At 64.1% G+C, this 20,973-nt stretch carries 19 protein-coding genes, 1 tRNA gene, 1 pseudogene and 1 riboswitch; of the genes and pseudogenes, 14 read left to right on the top strand and 7 right to left on the bottom strand.

Annotated elements, in window-relative coordinates; translation table 11 throughout:
- Window positions 1–78: 78 nt before the first annotated feature.
- Window positions 79–1,335: a BPL-N domain-containing protein gene (locus tag ACMZ6R_RS04780; protein WP_416109739.1), complete on the bottom strand. Its 1,257-nt coding sequence runs from the start codon at window positions 1,333–1,335 to the stop codon at window positions 79–81.
- A 141-nt stretch (window positions 1,336–1,476) separates the two neighbouring features.
- Between ACMZ6R_RS04780 and ACMZ6R_RS04775 the strand changes: the two genes are divergently transcribed.
- Window positions 1,477–4,146: a valine--tRNA ligase gene (locus ACMZ6R_RS04775; protein WP_416109738.1), complete on the top strand. Its 2,670-nt coding sequence runs from the start codon at window positions 1,477–1,479 to the stop codon at window positions 4,144–4,146.
- Window positions 4,147–4,223: 77 nt separating this feature from the next.
- Here ACMZ6R_RS04775 and ACMZ6R_RS04770 read toward each other — a convergent pair whose 3' ends face one another.
- From ACMZ6R_RS04770 to ACMZ6R_RS04755, 4 genes are all read right to left on the bottom strand, one after another.
- Entirely contained in the window at window positions 4,224–6,629 is a 2,406-nt protein-coding gene (locus ACMZ6R_RS04770) for an EAL domain-containing protein (protein WP_416109737.1), read from the bottom strand.
- Between the two features lie 129 nt (window positions 6,630–6,758).
- A complete protein-coding gene (locus ACMZ6R_RS04765; RefSeq protein WP_416109736.1) occupies window positions 6,759–7,259 on the bottom strand; it encodes a hypothetical protein in 501 nt (166 codons plus the stop codon).
- Window positions 7,260–7,298: 39 nt separating this feature from the next.
- Window positions 7,299–7,691: a CBS domain-containing protein gene (locus tag ACMZ6R_RS04760; protein ID WP_416109735.1), complete on the bottom strand. Its 393-nt coding sequence runs from the start codon at window positions 7,689–7,691 to the stop codon at window positions 7,299–7,301.
- A gap of 249 nt (window positions 7,692–7,940) precedes the next feature.
- The gene (locus ACMZ6R_RS04755; protein ID WP_416109734.1) at window positions 7,941–8,114 is read right to left on the bottom strand and encodes a hypothetical protein; all 174 of its coding nucleotides are present in this window, start codon (window positions 8,112–8,114) and stop codon (window positions 7,941–7,943) included.
- A gap of 374 nt (window positions 8,115–8,488) precedes the next feature.
- Here ACMZ6R_RS04755 and ACMZ6R_RS04750 point away from each other — a divergent pair, with 374 nt between their 5' ends.
- The 3 genes from ACMZ6R_RS04750 (at window position 8,489) to ACMZ6R_RS04740 (ending at window position 11,959) form a co-directional block, all read left to right on the top strand.
- A complete protein-coding gene (locus ACMZ6R_RS04750) occupies window positions 8,489–9,160 on the top strand; it encodes a response regulator (RefSeq protein ID WP_416109733.1) in 672 nt (223 codons plus the stop codon).
- Window positions 9,144–10,556: a sensor histidine kinase gene (locus tag ACMZ6R_RS04745; protein WP_416109732.1), complete on the top strand. Its 1,413-nt coding sequence runs from the start codon at window positions 9,144–9,146 to the stop codon at window positions 10,554–10,556. The genes ACMZ6R_RS04750 and ACMZ6R_RS04745 overlap by 17 nt, the downstream gene beginning before the upstream one ends.
- A 134-nt stretch (window positions 10,557–10,690) precedes the next feature.
- Window positions 10,691–11,959, top strand: coding sequence for an EAL and HDOD domain-containing protein (locus tag ACMZ6R_RS04740; protein ID WP_416109731.1), 1,269 nt, complete (start codon window positions 10,691–10,693; stop codon window positions 11,957–11,959).
- A gap of 83 nt (window positions 11,960–12,042) precedes the next feature.
- Here ACMZ6R_RS04740 and ACMZ6R_RS04735 read toward each other — a convergent pair whose 3' ends face one another.
- Both ACMZ6R_RS04735 and ACMZ6R_RS04730 read right to left on the bottom strand, forming a co-directional pair.
- Window positions 12,043–12,453 (bottom strand): response regulator, encoded by a 411-nt coding sequence (locus ACMZ6R_RS04735; RefSeq protein ID WP_416109730.1) that lies wholly within the window; start codon window positions 12,451–12,453, stop codon window positions 12,043–12,045.
- A 42-nt stretch (window positions 12,454–12,495) separates the two neighbouring features.
- Window positions 12,496–12,867: an Hpt domain-containing protein gene (locus ACMZ6R_RS04730; RefSeq protein ID WP_416109729.1), complete on the bottom strand. Its 372-nt coding sequence runs from the start codon at window positions 12,865–12,867 to the stop codon at window positions 12,496–12,498.
- A 64-nt stretch (window positions 12,868–12,931) separates the two neighbouring features.
- On the opposite strand from ACMZ6R_RS04730, the gene ACMZ6R_RS04725 reads away from it, so the two are divergent.
- From ACMZ6R_RS04725 to ACMZ6R_RS04680, 10 genes and pseudogenes are all read left to right on the top strand, one after another.
- Window positions 12,932–13,008 (top strand) — tRNA-Arg (locus tag ACMZ6R_RS04725).
- 132 nt (window positions 13,009–13,140) lie between these two features.
- Window positions 13,141–13,665: a hypothetical protein gene (locus ACMZ6R_RS04720; RefSeq protein WP_416109728.1), complete on the top strand. Its 525-nt coding sequence runs from the start codon at window positions 13,141–13,143 to the stop codon at window positions 13,663–13,665.
- Window positions 13,666–14,130 (top strand): LysR substrate-binding domain-containing protein, encoded by a 465-nt coding sequence (locus tag ACMZ6R_RS04715; protein ID WP_416109727.1) that lies wholly within the window; start codon window positions 13,666–13,668, stop codon window positions 14,128–14,130.
- Window positions 14,131–14,269: 139 nt separating this feature from the next.
- Window positions 14,270–14,467: riboswitch (cobalamin riboswitch) on the top strand.
- A gap of 108 nt (window positions 14,468–14,575) precedes the next feature.
- A complete protein-coding gene (locus tag ACMZ6R_RS04710; RefSeq protein ID WP_416109726.1) occupies window positions 14,576–16,582 on the top strand; it encodes a TonB-dependent receptor plug domain-containing protein in 2,007 nt (668 codons plus the stop codon).
- On the top strand, window positions 16,482–17,306 hold the full coding sequence (locus ACMZ6R_RS04705; RefSeq protein WP_416109725.1) for an adenosylcobinamide amidohydrolase: 825 nt from the start codon (window positions 16,482–16,484) through the stop codon (window positions 17,304–17,306). The genes ACMZ6R_RS04710 and ACMZ6R_RS04705 overlap by 101 nt, the downstream gene beginning before the upstream one ends.
- A complete protein-coding gene (locus tag ACMZ6R_RS04700; RefSeq protein WP_416109724.1) occupies window positions 17,303–18,199 on the top strand; it encodes an ABC transporter substrate-binding protein in 897 nt (298 codons plus the stop codon). Before ACMZ6R_RS04705 ends, ACMZ6R_RS04700 begins: the two co-directional genes overlap by 4 nt.
- Window positions 18,196–19,206, top strand: a complete 1,011-nt coding sequence (locus ACMZ6R_RS04695) for a FecCD family ABC transporter permease (RefSeq protein ID WP_416109723.1) — start codon at window positions 18,196–18,198, stop codon at window positions 19,204–19,206. Before ACMZ6R_RS04700 ends, ACMZ6R_RS04695 begins: the two co-directional genes overlap by 4 nt.
- A complete protein-coding gene (locus ACMZ6R_RS04690) occupies window positions 19,203–20,000 on the top strand; it encodes an ABC transporter ATP-binding protein (protein ID WP_416109722.1) in 798 nt (265 codons plus the stop codon). Before ACMZ6R_RS04695 ends, ACMZ6R_RS04690 begins: the two co-directional genes overlap by 4 nt.
- Window positions 19,994–20,305: pseudogene (locus ACMZ6R_RS04685) on the top strand (iron hydrogenase small subunit); the annotation flags it as partial. The gene ACMZ6R_RS04690 and the pseudogene ACMZ6R_RS04685, both read left to right, overlap by 7 nt.
- 199 nt (window positions 20,306–20,504) lie before the next feature.
- Window positions 20,505–20,780: a hypothetical protein gene (locus ACMZ6R_RS04680; protein WP_416109721.1), complete on the top strand. Its 276-nt coding sequence runs from the start codon at window positions 20,505–20,507 to the stop codon at window positions 20,778–20,780.
- Window positions 20,781–20,973 lie beyond the last annotated feature (193 nt).

Here is a 20,973-nt window from a genome sequence, read left to right as displayed (position 1 = left end):
TTGTAATCGTTAAAAGTCTTTGGAAGGGGGGCCCGGGGGGAAACTTTTCTACAGAAAAGTTTCCCCCCGGTTTCCTTTTCAAAGCTCTTTTTGCAGTAAGCGCAGCAGGAGGCCGTCGAGGGTGTCGGTCAGCGCGGCGCACAGGCCGCCGCCGCCCGGTCCCTGGCCGAAGAGTTCCCGGCGTTCGGCCACGAGGTCGGGATCGGCCGTGGCCGGGCCGTCGACCAGGGACAGGGTGATTTCGAGGCGTCGGGCCGGGAAGAACGTCTCCAGCCGCGTGGCGAAGTCCTGCATATGCGCGGCGAAATCACCGCCGACCTCGCGCCAGTAGGCGAGGGCTGCCTCGGTCGGGGGCAGGGCGGCCGCGCCGGCCAGCATGGCGGCCAGGTTGGACAGGGGAAAGCCGGGCATACCCGGTCGCCAGCCGAGCAGCCAGGTGTTTCGCGCAAAAAGGAACCGTGCCTGCCGGCCGGCCAGGATGGCGGCGGCCATGGCCTGCCTGGCCTCGGTCAGGTGCTGGTCATCGAAGCGCGCCGGAGCGGCTGCCGGGTCCCAGGCCGGCACGACGCGGCCAAAGGCGTCGCCGCAGGTGAAAACCGTGAGCAGATGGGACAGCCAGGCATTGGCCTGGGGCGAATCCGGCGTTTCCAGGTGGGCATGGGACAGGACGTAGCGCCCCTGGCCATAGCGGCCTGAGAGCATGCAGGCCCCGCCCTCGAGAAAAGCCGGGGTGAGGGTGACGCCGAAGCGCTCGCGGCACTGGTCCAAAAGCGCCTCGGACATGCCGCCAAGGGCGATGTCGGCCAAAAGCAGGTCCGCTTCGGCCCCGGCATAGGCGGCGACCACGGCCACGTCCGGGTCCGGGCCGTCTTCCGGCGGACAGAATCCGGCCGGCCACCAGACCGGGGCGGCCAGAGCCGGGGGAACGTCGGGCGGGGTCAGGCGCGAATCCGGGTCCAGGCGCAGCCGCACGTGGCCGCTGACCAGATGGTCGAGGCGGTCGGTGAAGGCCCGGCGCGTCCAGGAGCAAAGGCCCAACCCGTCGGGATGGGACAGGGCCAGCCCGGCCCCGCCGCAAAAGCCGCAGTAGACGCCGCCTTTGGCCACGTAGTCGCGGATGGCCGCCGTGCCGGCCGGACCCAGGGCGGCGAACTTGCGCCGGGCGAATCCGCCGGGGACGAAGAGCGCGGTCGGCCGCTCGCGCCAAAGCGCCCCGGCGGCGACCTGCGCGCAACTGACGGGACGCGCGTCGGCCCCCAGGGCGGCAAGCCCTCGGCATAACAGCAATCCCCACAAGTACGAATGGTCCCACAGGACCAGAAAGCGCGCGGCCATGGGGCAACCTAGCGTCTCGGCGCGTGGGCGGCAAGACGGTCGGCCGGACGCGGGCGCGGGACAGTGACAACAGCGGCGATCTTTTGTATCCAAGGCCGCTTGAGCGGCGCTTTTGCGCCGCCTTTTTCCAAGGAGCGCAGCATGACAAGCGAGGCCCTACCCAAGGGATACGAACCGGCCGATGTCGAGGCCCGGTGGATCAAATATTGGCAGGAAGACAAGACCTTTACCCCAGACCCCGACGGGCCGGGCGAACCGTACAGCATCGTCATCCCGCCGCCCAACGTGACCGGGGCCCTGCACATGGGCCATGCCTTAAACATCACCATCCAGGACATCCTGTGCCGGTATCATCGCCAGCGGGGCCGCAAGGTCCTGTGGGTGCCGGGCACGGACCATGCCGGCATCGCCACGCAAAACGTGGTGGAGCGCTCCCTGGCCGCCAAGGGCGTCTCGCGCGAGGCCATCGGCCGCGAAGCCTTCATCGAGGAAGTCTGGAAGTGGCGCGCGGAATACGGCGGCAAGATCCTCAACCAGATCCGGCGCCTCGGCGCGTCCGTGGACTGGACCCGGGAACGCTTCACCTTCGACGAGGGCCTCTCGCGCGCCGTGCGCGAAGTGTTCGTGCGCCTGTATGAGGAAGGGCTCATCTACCGGGGCGACTACATCATCAACTGGTGTCCGCGCTGCCATACCGCCCTGGCCGACCTGGAAGTGGAGTACGCGCCGCATATCGGCAAACTCTACCACATCCGCTACCCGGTGGAGGAAATGCCCGACACCTTCCTCACCATCGCCACCACCCGCCCCGAAACCCTGCTTGGCGACACGGCCGTGGCCGTGCATCCCGAAGACGAACGCTACAAGGAATTCGTGGGCAAGCACGCCATCCTGCCGCTGGTCGGCCGGCGTTTGCCGATCATCGCCGACGCCTATGTCGAGCGGGAATTCGGCACCGGCTGCCTCAAGGTCACGCCGGCCCACGACATGAACGACTTCGAGCTCGGCCGCAAACACCACCTCGAAGTCATCGCCGTGCAGGACGAGGCCGGCAACATCAACGAGAACGCGCCCGAGAAGTACCGCGGCCTGGACCGCGCCGAGGCGCGCAGGATCATCATCGAGGACCTCAAAGAACAAAAGCTCCTCGACGACATCCGCGACTACGAGCACAACGTGGGCGAGTGCTACCGCTGCCGCACGGTCATCGAGCCGTATGTGTCCAAGCAGTGGTTCGTCAAAACCGGCCCCCTGGCCAGGGCGGCCCGCGAGGCCGTGGAACACGGCCGCACCACCATCCTGCCCGACCAGTGGACCAAGACGTATTACGACTGGCTGGACAACATCCGCGACTGGTGCGTGTCGCGCCAGATCTGGTGGGGGCACCGCATTCCGGCCTGGACCTGCGAGGCCTGCGGCGAGCTGATCGTTGCCCGCGAGGACCCGACAACGTGTCCGAAGTGCGGCGCGACGACCCTTACCCGGGACCCGGACGTGCTGGACACCTGGTTCTCGTCGGCCCTGTGGCCGTTTTCCACCCTGGGCTGGCCCGACCAGACCAAGGAACTGAAGACGTTTTACCCGACCACGGTCCTCAGCACCGCCTTCGACATCCTCTTTTTCTGGGTGGCCCGCATGATGATGATGGGCCTGCATTTCATGAAGGACGTGCCGTTTAAAGAGGTCTACATCCACGCCCTGGTGCGCGACGCCGAGGGCCGCAAGATGAGCAAATCCCTTGGCAACGGCATCGATCCCCTGGCCATGATGGACCGCTACGGCACGGACGCGCTGCGGTTCACCCTGGCCGCCTTTGCCGCCATGGGCCGCGACATCAAGCTGTCCGAGGAGCGCATCGAGGGCTACCGCCATTTCGTCAACAAGATCTGGAACGCAGCCCGGTTCGCGCTCATGCACATCGGCGAAGGCGCGCCGGATATTTCTTTGGAAGAGGCGGCCAAGGCCGGACTGTGCCATGCCGTGATCCTGTCGCGCCTGGAGCGGCTCAAGGCGAAGGTGTCGGCCTCGATCGAGAGCTACCAGTTCAACGATGCGGCCCAGGAGCTCTACGGCTTTTTCTGGCGGGAATTCTGCGACTGGTATCTGGAGATGGCCAAGGTGGACCTTGGCGGCGAGGATGCGGCCAAAAAGGGCGCGGCCAAGCGGGTGCTGTACGCGGTGCTCTCCGAAGTGCTCACCCTCATGCACCCGTTCATGCCCTTCGTCACCCAGGAGATCTGGAGCAAGCTGCCGGGCGTGGCCGATCCCAACCTGGCCCGAATGCCCTATCCCGAGGCGCGGCCGGGGCTGGTTTCCGAGACGGCCGAGGCCGACATGGAGCTTTTGAAGGCCGTTGTGGTCGGGGTGCGCAACATCCGGGCCGAGCTCAACATCAATCCGGGCGTGAAGCTGACGGCCTTGGTCCATGCCGACAGCGACAGCGAGGTCGCTTCGCTTACGGCCAATACGGCCATGATCGTCTTTCTGGCCAAGCTCGAATGCTTCGAGGCCGGGCTTACGATCACCGCGCCCAAGGCGTCGGCCTCCACGGCGGCCGGGACCTGCGCCCTCTACGTGCCGCTTTCCGGGGCGGTGGATTTCGACGTGGAGTTTCTGCGTCTGTCCAAGGAAGAGGTGAAGACGGTCAAGGAACTGACCATCGTGGAGAAAAAGCTCGGCAACGAGGACTTCGTGTCGCGCGCGCCGGCCGAGGTGGTGGCCAAGGAGCGGGAGAAGCAGGAGGCGCTGGGCGAACGGCTGGCGCGGCTGCGGGAGCTCAAGGACCGCATCAGGAAGCTCATGGCCGAATAAATGGCCTTGCAGGATAGCGCAAAAAGCGGGCGGCCCCCGAAAAGGACCGCCCGCTTTTTTGGGGGGGCCGACGGCAGCTACGCTTCCTTGTCGAGCATGCGCTCCACAGCCTCCCCGGCGATGGGCCGCGAGAAAAGAAACCCCTGCCCGGACTCGCAGGCGAAATCGTTGAGCACCGCCGACTGGGTCTCCAATTCGACGCCCTCGGCCACCACGTCGAGGCCCAGGCTGTGGGCCAGGGCCACCACCGCGCCGACGATCTTGCGGTTCTCGTTGGCCTCGATCTCGCTGACGAAGGTGCGGTCGACCTTCAGCGTATCGATGGGAAAGCGCTGAAGATAGGACAGCGACGAGTATCCGGTGCCGAAATCGTCCACCGACAGGCGCACGCCAAGCTCCTTGAGGCGCTTGAGCCGCAGAATCGACACCTCCGGGTTGTCCATAATGACCGTTTCCGTGATTTCGAGCTTGAGCGCGCGTGGATCGAGTCCGGTGCTCCGCAGGATGCGCTCCACGTCCTCGACCAGGGTCGGCTGGGTGAGCTGCTTGGCCGACAGGTTCACGCTCATGGACATGGCCCGCACCTGCGGGAAATTCGTCTGCCAGCCCACCATGGTCCGGCAGGCCTCTTCCAGCACCCACAGCCCCAGCGGCACGATAAGCCCGGTATCCTCGGCTACGGGGATGAAATCCTTTGGCGAAGCCACGCCTTTGCCCGGGCGCTGCCAGCGCACGAGGGCCTCGAAGCCCTGCAGGCTGCGATCACGAAGCGACAGGATCGGCTGGTAGTCGAGGAAGAATTCCCCCCGGTCAAGCGCCAGGCGCAGCGCGCTTTCCAGGTCCATCAGCCGGATGGCGTCTTCGAGCATGCGGGTGTTGAAGACCTTGAAGCGGTTTCTGCCCTCGCCCTTGGCCCGGTGCAGGGCGATGTTGGCGTTGCGCAGGAGCTCCTCGGGCTTGTCGTAGAGGCAGGGGCTGATGACGATGCCCATGGAGCAGGTGACGTGGATGTCGTGGTCGCAAAACTGAAAGACTTCCCCGACGGCGCTGCGGATGCGTTTGACGATGCGCACGATCTCCCGGTAGGAGCCGGTTTCCTCGAGCAGCACCACGAATTCGTCGCCGCCCAGGCGCGAGACCGTGTCGAGCCCGCGCACGCATTCCCGAAGCCGCTTGGACACGCCCTCCAGGAGCCTGTCCCCCATGTGGTGGCCCAGGCTGTCGTTTATGACCTTGAACCGGTCGAGGTCGAGGAAGATCACGGCGTACTGGTAGTTGTCGCGGCGTTTGGAGCGCTCGATGGCCTGCCGGATGCGGTCCAGGCACAGGGAGCGGTTGGGCAGGCCGGTCAGCGGATCGTGGAAGGCCATGTGGGCCAGCTGGCTTTCCAGGCGTTTGCGGTCGGTGATGTCCGTGACGAGTCCGCCGGCCAGGCGCGAATCCTCGTCGTGGCCCATGGGAAAAAGCGCCAGCAGCAGCGTCTTGTCCGCGCCGCCGATGGATACGGTTGCTTCCTTTTTGACCGGCTCGTTCCAGGCAATGACCCGGCTGGCGTCGCGCGACAGGGCGGTGGCCAGCTCCTCGGGCAGGACCTCGGACACGGGCGCGCCATGGGCCGGCGGGCCGCATAGGCCGAAAATGCCCCAGGCGGCGGCATTGGCCGCCAGCAGCCGGTCCTCGGCGTCGAGCACGAAAAAACCATCGGGACAACGTCCCAGCTCCAGGTCCGGCTGGTCCGGCCGCAGGCCCAGGGCGCGGGCGTGACCGGCCTCGAGCAGCAGCCGGGGGCCGTCGCCGGCGGGCAGGGGGACGAAGGTGAGGGCCAGGGGGATGGCGCGGCCGTCCGGCAGACGGCCCAGGACGCGGGCGCGGGTCGTTTCCCCGCCAAGGGCCGCGGGGAGCAGCGGCGATACCTGGCTCCAGGCCTCCGGGCCCAGGACGGCCTCGAGGGACGCGTCGGTCAGGCTTCCGGGCAGGCGGGCAAAGAGCTTTTCCCCGGCCGGATTGGCGTCGAGCAGCCGGCCGTCCGCGTCGAGGAGGAACTGGGCCGTGGTCGCGGCGGCGAACACGGCGCGGCTTTGGGCCTTGCCCTTGGCCAGGGCCCTGTCCAGTCGCTGCCGAGCCAGGCTCGTTTCCACGGCGGCCAGGAGCGTCTGCTCGTCCGGGGGATGGGACAGGAGGAAGGTGACCTGGGCCCGGCGCGCCGGTTCGAGCCGGCAGGCGTCGCCGTTTCGGGCCAGGAGAATAACGGGGATGCCGTGCCCTTCGCGCAGCAGCCCGGCCGCGTCCGCGCCGTCGCAGGCCCCTTCGAGGTCGAGGCGCAGGACGGCCAGATCCGGCCGGTGGGCGTCCGCCTGCTCCAGGGTCTCCCGGCAGGACGCCGTGGGCCCGAGCGGCACGTAGCCGTTTTTATCGAGGAGCCCGGCCAGATATGCGGCCGCGGCACGGTCCTGCTCGCCGATCAGAATGCGGGGAGGCGTCATGAAAACTCCCTGCCACGCAAAAGCAGCGTGTTATGATGCCGCCGGGGAGTCCGGCAACGTCATAACGGCATGGTAGCGCAGGAAGGTTTCTTCACGCAACCGCCATGAAGGGTGTTCGCCGGGCGGTCGCTAATTGGTGGGGTACCACAACTTGATGGACGAGCCCTTGTCCCCTGGCTTTTGGGCCATGCGGAATTCGTACCGGGCCGTGTCGTCGGTGAGCCGGAAGATGGCCGTGCCCACGTTGCCCTTGACCATGCTTTGAAAATGCAGGGACTGGCAGTCGTCGTCGAGGGCTTTGCCCGTGGCGTCGAAGCGGGACATGCAGATGCGAAGCAGCGGGTTGGCCTGGTCGCTTAAAAGCGAATCCATGCTGGAGGGCGGTTTGCGCCGCAGTTCCGCCGTAACGATGACTTCCTTGTACGGCACCTTTTGCAGCGTCACCTTGTCGCCGGTGGGCACGTATTTTTCCTCGGTGCGCACCCGCTCCTCGATGTCCGTCACCTTGACGAAGTCGCTGCGCAACTCCTTGTAACGCGTCAGGTCGGATGCGTCGGCCGGGCGGGGACACAGGGCCGCCGCGAAAAGCAGGGTCAAGACCAGGACGGGCAGGTGACGCAACGGGGTCATGGGGGGACACCTCCGTTTGGCTTGCGACCGGGCGCGCCGTTACGATGCGTCGCGCCGGGGAGCGATGGGGAAAATGGCGAGTTTGAGAAAATCGGTTTCCGTGATGATGCCGACCAGCCGGTCGTTCTCGACCACGGGCAGACAGCCGAACTTGTTGTAGATCATGGTTTCGGCCGCCGCGCGCAGGGCCGTGTCCGGGGAAACGGTCACAAGGTCCGTGTGCATGACGTCCCTAAGCGCCGTGACCGGGTCTTTCCTGTTTTCCAGGGACAGCATGTCGCGCTGGGTCACGAGCCCCACGAGTTGTCCGTCTTCGTCCGTGACCGGGATATGGCGGACGAAAAGCTCCTGCATGAGGGACATGGCGTCGGCCAGACTGTCCGACTCGCGCAGGCAGCGCAATTGGCTGGTCATCAGATCGGCTACAAGCATGGGGTGACTCCGAAAAACGGCGACAGGAACCGTTTTCCGGAATCCTTGCCGAATCAAGGCGGCAAGTCAAGGCGGCCGGCCGCCGCGCTTCGGCAAGGATTCCGGTGAGCCGGCATACGGCATCCGGGAAGGGCCGTACGCGCCCGCGCCCGGCCTAGCTTCGGCCCGGACGTCCGACCAGACAAAAAAAGGCCGGGGAAAGCCCCGGCCTTCTCGCGGCCCGAAGGCCGCATCAAGACAAACCGGCGCCTAGTTGGCCGGGGTGGTGGCCTTTTTGGCCTTCTTCTTGGCCTTCAGCATTTCGACGACAGAGTAGCTGTCGCTCTTGGTGGGCTTTTTATGCTTCTTCTTCTTGGTGCCGGCGAAAGCCATGGAGGTGGCGAGCAGGCAGGAAATGACGGTGAAGACGATGATCTTTTTCATGATTGCGCTCCTTAAGCGACGTTCGAAAATCTGGCGAATCCCCCCCAGCCGACGAGGCGGGCCCCCACATGGGCCGGTGCCCCCGCGTCGACCGGGCGACATGTTTCCCGAGTCGACACCTGGGGTCTAAGCCCGGACCCCTTTCCGGCCACTTACGCCAGCATTACAGCCATGAAAGATGAAATATACAATATTCCGGCAGGTTGCTGCGGCCTTGCCGGGCGATTACAGATGTGAAAAACAAGTGAAATCTGTGGCGCTCCCGCCCACTGGCCTTTATGAGCCGTACCATGTACACCATGCCAAAAGAACGTGCGGGAAAAGGGTGCGCCATCCCCGCGCCCCCTGATGTACGGGACAAGGAAAAACGGTCCATGCGGATTCTGCTCGTTGAGGACGACGAGAAAATCGCGTCGTTTATCATCGGCGGCCTGCGCCAAAGCGGATTCGCCGTGGACCATGCCGCCAACGGGCTGGACGGGCTGCACCTGGCCGCGACCGAACCGTACGCCGTGGCCGTCATCGACGTCATGCTGCCGGGACTCGACGGGCTCAAGGTCATCGAGGAACTGCGCCGGCGCAAGGTCAATACGCCCATTATCATCCTGTCGGCCAAGCGCTCGGTCGAGGACCGGGTGCGGGGACTCGAAACCGGCAGCGACGACTACATCTCCAAGCCCTTTTCCTTTTCCGAACTGCTGGCCCGGGTCCAGGCGCTCATCCGCCGCTCCTCCAGCGTGTCCGAACCCACCCGGCTGACCGTGGGCGAGCTGTCCATGAACCTGCTCACCCGGGAGGTGCATCGCGGCGAAACCGCCGTGCAACTCCAGCCGCGCGAGTTCGCCCTGCTCGAGTACTTCATGCGCAATTCCGGCAAGGTGCTGTCCAAGACCATGATCATGGAGCATGTCTGGGACTACCATTTCGATCCCCAGACCAACCTGGTGGACGTGCTCGTGTGCCGGCTGCGCAACAAGATCGACCGGGACTGGGACAAGAAGATGCTGCATACCCTGCGCGGGGTCGGGTATGTCCTTAAAGAGTAGGGCGCTGTTCCGTTCCACCACCGTTCGTCTGACCGTCCGTTATTCCCTGATTTTCATTTCCAGCGCGCTGATCCTGTTTCTTTTGGCCTATTCGCTGCTCTCCGACGCCGTGCGCGAGGGCGACCGGGTGGCCATGGCCCAGAAGCTGCGCGAATACGCCTCCATCGGCCTCAAAAAGGGGCTGACCGGGCTTTTGGAATTCGTGCGCACCGAGCGCGAGAATTACGACTACGACGAATACTATCTGCGCATCGTGGACGCCGACGGGAAGCAGTTGCTCAACCTTTCCCCGTCCGACCTGCCGCCTTTGCCGGAAAAACTCGAGAACGACGCCCCGAGCGCCGGCATCCAGTGGTTTTTCCTGCCCCAGAAAAAGGATGCCGCCTTGCTCGAAGTGGCCTCCCGGGCGCTTCCCGGCGGCGGCGTGGTGTACATGGGCAAGGACGCCAGCGACCGCGAGCGGCTGCTGCGGCAGTTCCGGGTGATTTTCGCCGGCATCATGGCCCCGGTGGCGCTGATCGGCCTGGCCGCCGGCTTCGTGCTGGCCCGGCGCGTGCTCAAGCCCATCCAGAACCTCATCGACACCGTGCGGGCCATCGACACCGGCCGTATGGACGCCCGCGTCCCGGCCGTGGGGTCCGATGACGAACTCAACGAACTGGCGCTGCTTTTCAATGCCATGCTTGACAAGATCAAGGCCCTTCTAGCCGGCATGCGCGAGGCGTTGGACAATGTGGCCCACGACCTGCGCACCCCGGCCACCCGGACCCTGGCCGCCGTGGAGGTGGCCGCCACCAAGACCGATCCCGACGCCCTGCGCGAGGCCCTGCTCGACTGCGCCGAGGAGACCCGTCGCATGGTGTCCATGCTCGATATCCTCATGGACATTTCCGAGGCCGAGACCGGGGCCATGCGCCTGCACCTGGGCCCGATGGACATGGCCACCTTGATCGGGGAGACGGCCGAGCTGTACCAGTACGTGGCCGAGGAGAAAGGAGTTGCCGTGGTCGTTGATACGACCGGGTGGCTGCCGGTGGTGGCCGACGTGGACCGCATGCGCCAGGTGCTGGCCAATTTGCTGGACAACGCCGTCAAATACACCCCGGCCGGCGGCCGGGTGGAACTTTCCGGCCGGCTGCACGACGGGGCTGTGTCGGTGTGCGTGGCGGACACGGGCGAGGGGATAGGCGCCGAGGACATCCCCCGCATCTTCGAACGCCTCTACCGGGCCGACAAGAGCCGGTCCCGGCGGGGGCTTGGGCTTGGGCTGTCGCTGGTGCGGGCGGTGCTCTTCGCCCATGGCGGGGTCATCGACGTGCAGAGCACGCCGGGTAAGGGCAGCCGCTTCACCTTCAGCCTGCCGGCGGCGACGGAGGGCGAACTTCCCGTTTTGTGACGCCGTCGCCGGTGTAACGCGCCGCATATTCGGGAAAAGGCGTTGTCAAGGCCGGCCGGCTCGGGCATGATTACGGCAGGGTCGGGGACCGAAGGTGTTCGCCCGGACGCACCGTCAATCACGGGGAGACCGCCATGACCGAAACGGAAGCTACCAGCGCCACGCCGTTTTTTTTCGCCAAACAGGCCCTGTTCGACGTCAAGCGCAAGCTGTGGGGGTATGAGATCCAGGGCGGCTCGGACGCCTGCGAGGTCCTGGCCTGCTTTGCCGACCGCGAACAGGTGGCCGACTCCCTGGCTTCTTCCTCGTACATGGGCGTGCAGCATGCCGTGGAGCGGGGCAAGAAGGTCGTGGCCCCCTTTGACGAGGTCGGGCTGCTCGCCAAGGCCCCGTACGCCCTGCCGCCGGCCCACGGCGTGGTCAAGGCCGTGGGGGCGGTGACGCAGCCCGAGGCGCTTACGGCCGCCGTGCGCCAGTTGCGGGCCGACGGCTACGTCCTGGCCCTGGATTCCGGGCCGGGCATGGCCTCCACGCCCGGCTTGGCCGAACTGGCCGACGTGCTCTGCTTCGACGCCGGCTCCGGGGCCGATCCCCGCGATTTTCTGGACGCCGCCCGGGGCCGCCAGGTGATCCTGCTCGCTTCCAGGGTGCAGGGGCTCGAGCAGTTCGAGGCCCTCAAGGCCGCCGGCTTCACCCTGTTCCAGGGGCGTTTTTTCAAGGAACCCGAGATCATCGCCGAGCGGCGGCTCACCTCGCACCAGATGAGCCGGTTCACCCTGCTGCGCCTGATCGAGGCCGAGGACCCGGACGTGGACGCCCTGGCCAAGGGAATCTCCGCCGACGTGTCCGTGAGTTTCCGCCTGCTGTCCTACCTCAACAGCGCCGCTTTCGGCTTTCCGCAAAAAATCCAGTCCATCCGCCAGGCCATCATGCTCCTGGGCTCGATCACGATGCGCAACTGGCTGCGGGCCGTGCTTTTGGCCGACATGGCCCAGCACGGCGACATGCCGCGCGAGCTGGCCGAACTTTCCCTAGGACGGGCGCGGTTTCTGGAGCTTGTGGCCACGCGCTACGACTACTGGGACTTCAATCCGGGCTCGCTGTTCCTGTTGGGGCTTTTTTCCCTGCTCGACGCCATCCTGGGCATGCCCATGGCCAAGGTGACCGAGCATCTGCCCCTGGAAGAAACGCTCAAGGCGGCGCTTCGCCGCGAAACCCAGAGCGAATACGAGCCGCTGCTCGACCTCGTGGCCTGTATCGAGGACGCGGACTGGGTGCGCCTCGACGACCTGACCCGCAAGCTCGGCTTCGACCTGGAAACGGTCAAGACCTGCGCCAGCGAGGCCATGGCCTGGAGCAGCGCCTTTTTCATCACCCAGCATGCGGCCGGGCCGGCGTCCTGACAGCCGCCGGTTTCGGGAGTCCGTCTTTGCAAAACGATGCCCCGTGAACGGGAATGCCGTTTCCGCCCGGGGCGGCGCGGCCGTTATGGCGACTGGGGCGGCGGGGGAATCAGGCCAAGCTTGGCCAGTTCCGCCAACAGCGTTTCGCGGCGCAGGGGCTTGGGCAGGTAGGCCTCGGCCCGGCCGTGAAAGAAGGATTCGCTGACGTTTTTGGTGTCCGTCAGCACCGAAATCATGATGAGCTTGAAGCGTTCGGCCGGGTTGTGGGCGTCCTCGATGCGGCGCAGGGCCTGGACCACTTCATTGCCGTCCATGCCGGGCATGAGGATGTCCATGAAGACGGCGGTAAAGGGCCTGTCCTCCTCCAGGGCGGCCTCGAAGGCGGAGAGGGCCTCCATGCCGTCGCAGGCGGTGAGGCATTCGGCGTAGGCGGAAAGAAAGGTCCGCAGGAAAAGGATAATGCTTTCGTCGTCATCCACGATGAGAAAGCGCATGATGGAGCCCCCGGTCCCGGCGGCAGGGCCGGTTGAAATATGTTAGGGGCTTTTTTTGGCGGAAGCAACCGTCGCGTCCTTGGTCGGGGCCGCGACGAATTCGATGTCCGTCTCGTGGAAATAGCGGGCCAGGGCGGCGATAAGGCGGCCGGCTGCGGCAAGGTCGGCGCGGGCGACGGTTTCCTCCAGGGCCAGGGCCATGTCCGCCGCTTCCGGGAGCTGGAAGGTGGCGGCCGATCCCCGGATGGTGTGGGCCAGCCGGCAGAGGGCTTCGCCGTCGCGGGCGGCCAGGGCGCTTTCGAGTTCCGCGATGTGCTCGTTCTGTATGGCCAGAAACCGGGCGAAGATGGGGCGCAGTTCCGCCGAAACGGCCACGGTTCTCGGGGGGATGTCGTCGGGGGGGGCGGCGCTCATGCCGGCCGGATCTCCTTGTTTGTGCCTTGACGGGGTGCCGTTTGGGCAATTAAGGAAGGTTCACGCGCCCGTAGCTCAGCTGGATAGAGCGTCGGACTTCGAATCCGCCGGCCGGGGGTTCGAATCCCTCCGGGCGCGCCAGTAATCATTACAAATGGTTACACAACAAAATCACCCTGGTCACATAACCTTCTTCACCCGTCCCAAACACCTCTCAGTCCCGGAATAGTCCCGGAACAAAAATATTCCCTCAAAAACCTCTAGGGGGCGGCATTGTCTACAGGCAATGTCGATACCCATTTCAGGTCTCCTTTCATTGTTCACGAGGGGAGAGGCAACCGGTGTGGTCACGATCCGGACCTGCCTAAATTAACGCCGGCTGTTCCCATCCGCAAGGGCAAGGGCGGGCTTCCGCGTATCCTCTCCCTGGCCGCCGAGCGAACCAAGGTCTGGTATGATCATCCCAAAAAATGTCCCCCCCTGCTGACCAAGGGCAACCGCAAAATCCGGAGCGAACGCCGCGAGGCCTGTCTCGTGGTTTTGGAGACGCTACTCTCCCACCTCGACTTAGCGTCCCTGTGCCTTGGCCTGCCCACCCTGGCCAATGGGTTTATCGACATCGATATGAAGACCATCGTTCGCGACTCCGGGTTGGAGCAGCGCCGTTGCGAACGCGCCATCAGGCAGATCAGAGAGGCCAGCCGGCTTCATGGCGGTGACTCAGCCGAGGGGCCTGAGCGACGAAGGCCGGTACTTCGGCTGCCGGGCCATCCGCGTTATCACTACAGCCTTTTTTGAATGGCTGGGATTGGGACCGATGCTGCGGCGGGAACGGGCTTATATTTCGAGCCGGTGTTCGACTATGAGCAGGTGCTGGTCGTCGGGCCGAACCACCCCTTGCGCGCAGCGAGCCATATTGAGCCGGAACAGCTTGCAGTGGAAATCTTGATCACCTACCCGGTCCACATTGATCGGCTCGATATTTATTCCCGATTCCTCACGCCTGCCGGCATCATCCCCAAACAGCACAAGCGGATTGAAACCACTGAGATCATGCTCCAAATGGTGGCCAGCGGCCGGGGCGTGGCCGCCTTGCCGCGTTGGCTGGTCGAAGAGAATGCCGGCAAATTTGCCGTGTTCCCGGTGCGCTTGGGAGCGCAAGGCATAGACAAGAAAATATTCCTCGGTATTCGCGAGGCAGACGTCGACATCGATTACCTGAGGGCCTTTGTGGATTTGGCGCGTGCGTATCGTGATCGATAGACCCTCGGTAGTGTGTTCCTGATTGGCTACGAAGGTTACACGCTCCTATACTCTTGGCAGCGCTGGTGCCCGTCCCCTCGGGAGAGGGCGCAAGAGGGAATCCGGCTTGACAATATCTGTATGAGCCGGGCAACTACTCTGCATTATTGAACTCGCAGGTCCGCATCCGCGATGCGGCTAAATGGGAAGTCCGGTGAAAAACCGGCGCTGGCCCGCAACCGTGAAAGGGGACGAAAACCGCACTCAGCCACTGTCCGCGCAAAAGGCGCGGATGGGAAGGCGCGGTGAGTAGGACGATCCTTGAGCCGGGAGACCAGCCTGCGAGAAGTCATGGCGGGCTTCGAGGCAGAGCCGACCCATGGGCAACATCTCATCTGATTGGTGGGATGTCGTGTCTGTGTTTCCTCGAGCCCTCCTCTTCTTTCACGAAGCAGGAGGTTTTTTTATGCGTTGCGCACTGGCTGCGCTGGCTGTTGTCATGGTCTTGCCCTGTCTGGCCCTGGCGGCTGAGAACCAGGAAGAAACGTTCGACCTTCCCGAAATGCTCGTCACGGCCACGGCTACCCCGGCTCCGGCCAGCGAGGTCCCCGTCCATGTCGAGATGCTCAGCCGGGATACAATCAACCAGCTTGGCGTGGACACCTTGGGCGAACTGATCGCCCAGAAATCGCCGGGCACAACCATTCAGTACCCAGGCGCTTACACGAGTTTTCGCCTGCGAGGGTTCGACACCTATGTTTCGCCAGGGGCGAACATGGATGCCAAGACCCTGGTGCTGGTGGACGGCAACCCCTTCGGCTCGGGCAATCTTGCGCTGATTCCCCTGGATAACGTGGAACGCGTGGAGATCATGCGCGGTCCCGGATCGGTCCTGTACGGGGCTTCGGCCATGGGCGGCGTCATCAACATCATCACCAAGCGGGGCAACGGCCCCCCCTCCGGTTCCGCCGAAGCGGAATACGGCAACTTCAATCGGTTTCAGCCCAGAGCTTCTTTGCAGGGCGGAAGCCCGGACGGCAGACTGGGCTTTTCCCTGGCCGGCCGGGTGACCACCGTGGAACAGTACGACGCCGGCGGCGGCTGGCAGTACCGCAATACCGATTACCATGACGGTGCCGCGTCGGGAACCGCGACCCTGACCCCGGTGGAAAATCACACCTTCCACATCTTCGGGAATTATTTCAACGCCTGGGACGTGGGCGATCCCGGCCCCACCTATGCGCCCACCCCCACGGCCAGAATCCAGGACGCCATGAAGAACTTCGCCGCCATCTACAACGGAGCCACCCCGTTGCATGATGTGGAGTGGCGAGTGGCAACCTGGGTCAACCAGCACGACTACGCTGATACCGATACGCCCTATTACCAAAAAAGCGCCTTCGTAACGAATCAAGCGGGTGTGGATGGACGCGTCACCGTCCCCACCTTTTCAGTGGGGCGTTTCACCCTTGGCGGGCAATACCGGAACATCCACGAGCACCGATACGGGGACGGCGTGTACGCCCCGGATTCCAACTACGCGAACTGGTCCCTTTACGGTGAGGAAAAAGTCGACATCGACGCATTCACCTTTCTGGCCGGTCTGCGCTACGACAATTACGACCTGCGCATTCTCGACAATGATGCCTTCACCGATGTAGCCGGCCAGTCGCGCACCATGGACCATGCGAGCTGGCGGGGCGGCATCACCTGGCGGGCGCTCACCTGGCTTTCCCTGCGCGCCTCCGCCGGCTCCGCCTTCACCCCGCCGGACGCCTATAAATTCTGTGGCCTCTACCGGAATTCCGGCACCAACTCCATCGGCAACCCAAGCCTGCTTCCCGAGACCAGCACCACCTGGGAAGGCGGATTCGATATCGATTGGAAAGGCCTTAAGTTCTCCGGAACCGGCTTCTACACGTTCTACACCAACGCGATCACGACTACCACGACCACGGTTGGCGGCGAAACCAACTGGCAGACCTGGGTCAATTCCGCCGGTTGGCGGCTGGCCGGCCTGGAGGCGTTCACACGTTACACCACTTCCTGGTCCGTCGGATCACACAGGCTTACGGTCACGCCGTCTCTCAACGCCATTTGGTACCTGGAACGCCGTGAAGAAGACGATGCCTTGGTCAATGCACGCGGCACGGACACGGTGCTCAACCTGTCCGAATATAGCCTGACTCCCGGTGTGCAGTTCGGGTTCGACTCCTGGGTCACGCTCAATCTGAATGGACAGTGGCAAGGTCCCCAGAAGGTGATCGACTGGAACACGAACAGCGCCCGTTACGGCTCGGTCGTAAACAAGGACCCGTTTTTCGTCATGAACGCCAGGCTTTCCTTCAAGCCCGTCGCAAAATTGGAACCATATGTCTTCGTTAACAATCTCGGGGATGAACGGTACAGCTACGTTGACGGCTACCCTATGCCGGGAAGGACGATTGGCGTTGGCCTGCGCTACGAGTTCTGAGCCGGCTTGCCGACGGTTGGCGGAGCTTCCTGGCGCGCCGCCGGAACTGGCGGGCTTTGGTTTGGAACGTACGCAGCGCCATGCACGCTTGATACTGCCGGACGCTTGGCGGGCTTGCGGTTGGTCTCCGCTTGGTGGGGGGCTGGCCAGGGCGCGGCACATGTTCATTGTCCGCGTCCACGAGGATGGAACGCGTACCCCGGCCGAGTATCCGCCTCCCGAGACGACCCTTGGCCGCTACGCTCGTGACCGCCGCTGGCCCGGTCCGGCCATGGGCATGATGACCGCCGCCTCCATGGCCTCCTGCCGGGTCGCCTGGCGTAGCGAGTCTGGCGTGGCTGTTTGCGTCGTATTGACGGCCGGGCTGGCCAATGCCAGACGGGCCGGAGACAAGGCCGATTGCCGGGATGGAAACGCCGGCGCATTGCCGGCGGGAACCATCAATATCCTGGCGGCCACCAATGCCGCGCTCACGGACGCCGCCTTGCTGGAGGCCCTCATGATCATGACTGAAGCCAAAGCCGCAGTCTTGTCCGAGCACGGCATCGTAAGCCCAGTCAGCGGGCTTGTGGCTACCGGCACAGGCACCGATTGCGCGGCCATGGCCTGCGGGGAGGGGCCTTCACTGCGCTTTTGCGGCAAGCATGTCCTTTTCGGGGAGATGCTGGCCAGGGCGGTCATGGAGGCGCTTTCCTCCTCCATTTCCTGGGAGGCGGGCCGATGAAGAGCTGTCGCCGCCTTTTCCTGGGCGTCCTGCTCGCCTGCTGCGTCGCTTGGCTGTTTCCACCTCAGGCAGCGGCGGAGCCTCCCGAGGCGCAGCCTTCCCCCCGGTATCCCGCCCGTATCGTCACCCTGGCACCCAGCCTGACGGAAATCGTCTACGCCCTGGATCGCGGAGAACTGCTCGTGGGGGCTTCCACCTACAGCGATTTTCCGGCGGTGGCCAAAAGTCTCCCCAGGGTAGGGTCGTATGCCCGGCCCGATCTTGAACGCATTGTGGCCCTGCGCCCAGACTGCTGCCTGGCCGTGGCCGGCATGACTCCGCCGGAGGCCATTTCAAGGCTGCAAGACTTGGGGGTTGCGGTCCATGTTCTGGATACCGCGAGCCTTGAGGCCGTGCTGGCCTCTATTTTGAAAATCGGGCGTCTGCTTGACGCCTCGGACAGAGCGGCCAGCTTGGTCGGGGACATGCGCCAGACCATAGAACGCGTCGCCCGGGAGCGCGACAACGGCCCAAGGCCGGCGGTGCTCTACCAGATCGGGTTCGCCCCCATGCACGCCGCTTGTCGGGGGACCTTCATCAACGAACTTCTTGAACTGGCCGGCGGCAGGAATGTGTGTGCCGCCATGCAGGGGTATCCGCAACTGACCAATGAGCAGGCGGTCGCTTTCCGGCCCGAGGTGATCCTCATCCCGACCATGGGCACTGACGCCTTTGACGCGGCCAAGGCCCAATGGAACGCCTGGCCTGAAGTGCCCGCCGTGCGCCAAGGGCGAATCTTTTTTCTGGATTCAGACTTGTTCGACCGCCCCGGCCCCAGGTTGACCCAGGGGCTGGAAGAACTGGTCCGGTTGCTGCGCCAGCCGCCTACCCCGGCGGCCGGGAAACAGCCGTGAAATATTCCGAGGCCGGCTTGCCCTTCCGGCTGGCCCTGGTCTGTCTGCCCCTTGCCGGGCTGCTCGCGGCGGCCTTGACCACCGGCCTTGTCGTGGGATCAAGTTCCCTCCCTCTGCACGAAGTGCTGCGGGCGCTTGCCCAAAGCGACGCCTGCGACCCAACCGTCCTGGCCATCGTCTGGAAGTTGCGGCTGCCCCGGAGTCTGCTGGCGGCCCTGGCCGGCGGCGCGCTTTCCCTCAGCGGCCTGGTCTTCCAAACGCTGGTGCGCAATCCCTTGGCCGATCCCTATATCCTCGGCGTGTCCGGTGGAGCCGCCCTGGGGGTGGTCGGAGGCATGTTGCTCGGTTTGCCCGCGTTCCTGGGAGCCGGACCGCTCGCCTTTTTCGGGGCAATGGCAGCCTTTGGCGTGGCCGTGACCCTGTCGCTACGGGATGGGCACGTGGCAACGCCCTCCCTTGTCCTGTCCGGCGTCATGGTCAATGCCTTCTGTTCGGCCGCCATCATGTTTTTCCTCTCCATGACCAGGGCTCATACCTTGCACGCCACACTGGTCTGGCTCATGGGCGACACGTCTTCGGCCACGCTGGGCTCTTTGCCGGTCCCCGCCCTGTGCGTCGTTGCCGGGGCCATGCTGGTCTTCGCCTTGTCCCAGACGATGAACCTGCTCCTTCTCGGCGACGAGGCGGCCGCAAATCTCGGGGTGCGGGTGCGTCTTGCGCAGGGCGTGCTCGTCACCACTGCTGCGACCATGACCGCCGCCGTGGTCAGCCAGACCGGACTTCTCGGGTTCGTTGGCCTGGTCTGTCCGCACATGCTGCGCCTGACTTGCGGGCATGACCAGCGCGTGCTGGTACCGGCTTCCCTGCTGTTTGGAGCATGGTTTCTCGTAAGCTGCGATCTTATCGCCCGGCTGCTCTCTTACGCAGGGGCCATGCCTGTGGGCGTGCTGACCGCCATGATTGGTGCCCCCATTTTCCTGTATTTGCTACGAAGGAGCGGGGCATGACAGCTGCCTACACGGTGGAAGACCTGCGTATCGACTACGCAGGCCGACGCATCCTCGGTCCCCTCGACCTGTCCGTGAACAAGGGGGAATGCTTTCTTGTCGTCGGACCGAACGGTTCGGGCAAAACCACGCTCCTGCGCACCCTGGCCGGGCACGTCCGACATTACCAGGGCCGGATAGCGCTTTGGGGTATCGACCTCTCCGCCATATCCCCGATGCGATTCGCCAGAACTGTCGCCCATCTGCCGCAATTCCCCGAGTTCGCCGTTCCGTTTACGGTAGAGATGACGGTCAGGCTGGGGAGGGCCCCCCGCCTGGGCTGGCTGGGGATGGAATCCCCGCAAGACAAGGAGGCCCTCCGGCAAGCCATGGCAATGACCGGTGTGTCGCATCTGGCGCAAAGAGGACTGGGAACCTTAAGCGGCGGCGAGCGCGCCCGCGTTCTGCTGGCCCAGGCCCTGTGTCGCGAACCGGAGGTGCTGCTGCTCGACGAACCCACGGCCAGCCTTGATCCCGGCCATCAAATGCGCGTGATGGACCTGCTGGACCGTATCCGTCTCGAACGCGGTTTGACCGTGATCATGGTGTCCCATGACCTGAATTTGGCGTCGACCTACGCAGAGAGGCTGCTGCTTGTCCGGGAAGGATGCGCCGTCGCGCTGGGGAGTCCGGCCGAGGTGCTCAAGGAAGCGCATCTGGTCGAGGCCTATGACTGGAATCTGGCCGTTGACCGCAATCCGTTCACGGGAACGCCGCGCGTCACGGCCCTGCCGGGAGGCCAGCCGGAGCCTTGATCGGCTTGCGCCTGACCGGACGGGCCGTGGCGGCCGCCAAACAGCTCAAGGATTTCATGATGGACCGGATCGACGGCGTTTATGGTGCGGATGCCGCTTTCAAGGAGCGTGCATCGCAGCAGAACGTGCAGGTCCAGACGCTATACATAAACTTTTTGGAAGAGCCCATGAGCCACAAGGCCGAACAACTCCTCCACACGCATTGGGAAGATCGCTCGAAAAACATCAAGAAATTGATTGTAGCCGGGCAGTACCCCAATCCCCGGGCTAAGGAATTCGCCGGGACAACCTACCCCTACGAATAACCTGCTGCCGCTGTGACACTTGAACCTGCGGCAAGGGCGCACCTGACCCTAAGGTTCGATTGTTGCGTAATTCTCCAACCCCCGTTCTTACTCGTGGGGGTGGATACAAATAGAAAAAACACCGTGCGAGTAAGCATCTGGTCTATACCCACCCCCGTCACCTGATCGGTAGAATATCCTCTGGGCAAGAAAATAATCAGTGATTACGATCGTGAGTTTCGGCAGCATGCCCCTCGTGTACATGATCATGAGAGCCATGTTCTTCGCTATGGTCATGATCGTGAACATCTTCGCCCGCCGCATGCTCATGGGGGTGCTTGTGTTCATGTTCGTGTTCATGGGTATGGACGTGACTATGCTTGTGACTGTGCTTTCCTATGCCGGAGTGCTCGTGTTCATGGGTATGCTCGTGGGCATGGTCATGGTGGTGTTCGTGGTCGCCTTTCATAGCGTCCTCCTTTTTGCCATATCATAATACATTTTTCGATCCCGCTTAGACTGCATCTTCTTTTCCCGTATCGCACAGGTACTGCGTAACATTCTTGAGTTTCCCTGTTGTCGCACACGGAAACACATCTCGTGCGCGGCCTTGGTCCCGACCTGCCGGAATCAGCGGCCGCGATGACGACATAATTCCCTCCGATGTCTCGACCCCAATCATGAACTGG

This window comes from Solidesulfovibrio sp. C21 (assembly GCF_047785625.1).
In the GTDB taxonomy this organism is placed as follows: Bacteria; Desulfobacterota; Desulfovibrionia; order Desulfovibrionales; family Desulfovibrionaceae; genus Solidesulfovibrio.
The sequence above is the reverse complement of the archived record's forward strand: the minus strand, read 5'-3'. Positions and strand labels throughout refer to the sequence as shown.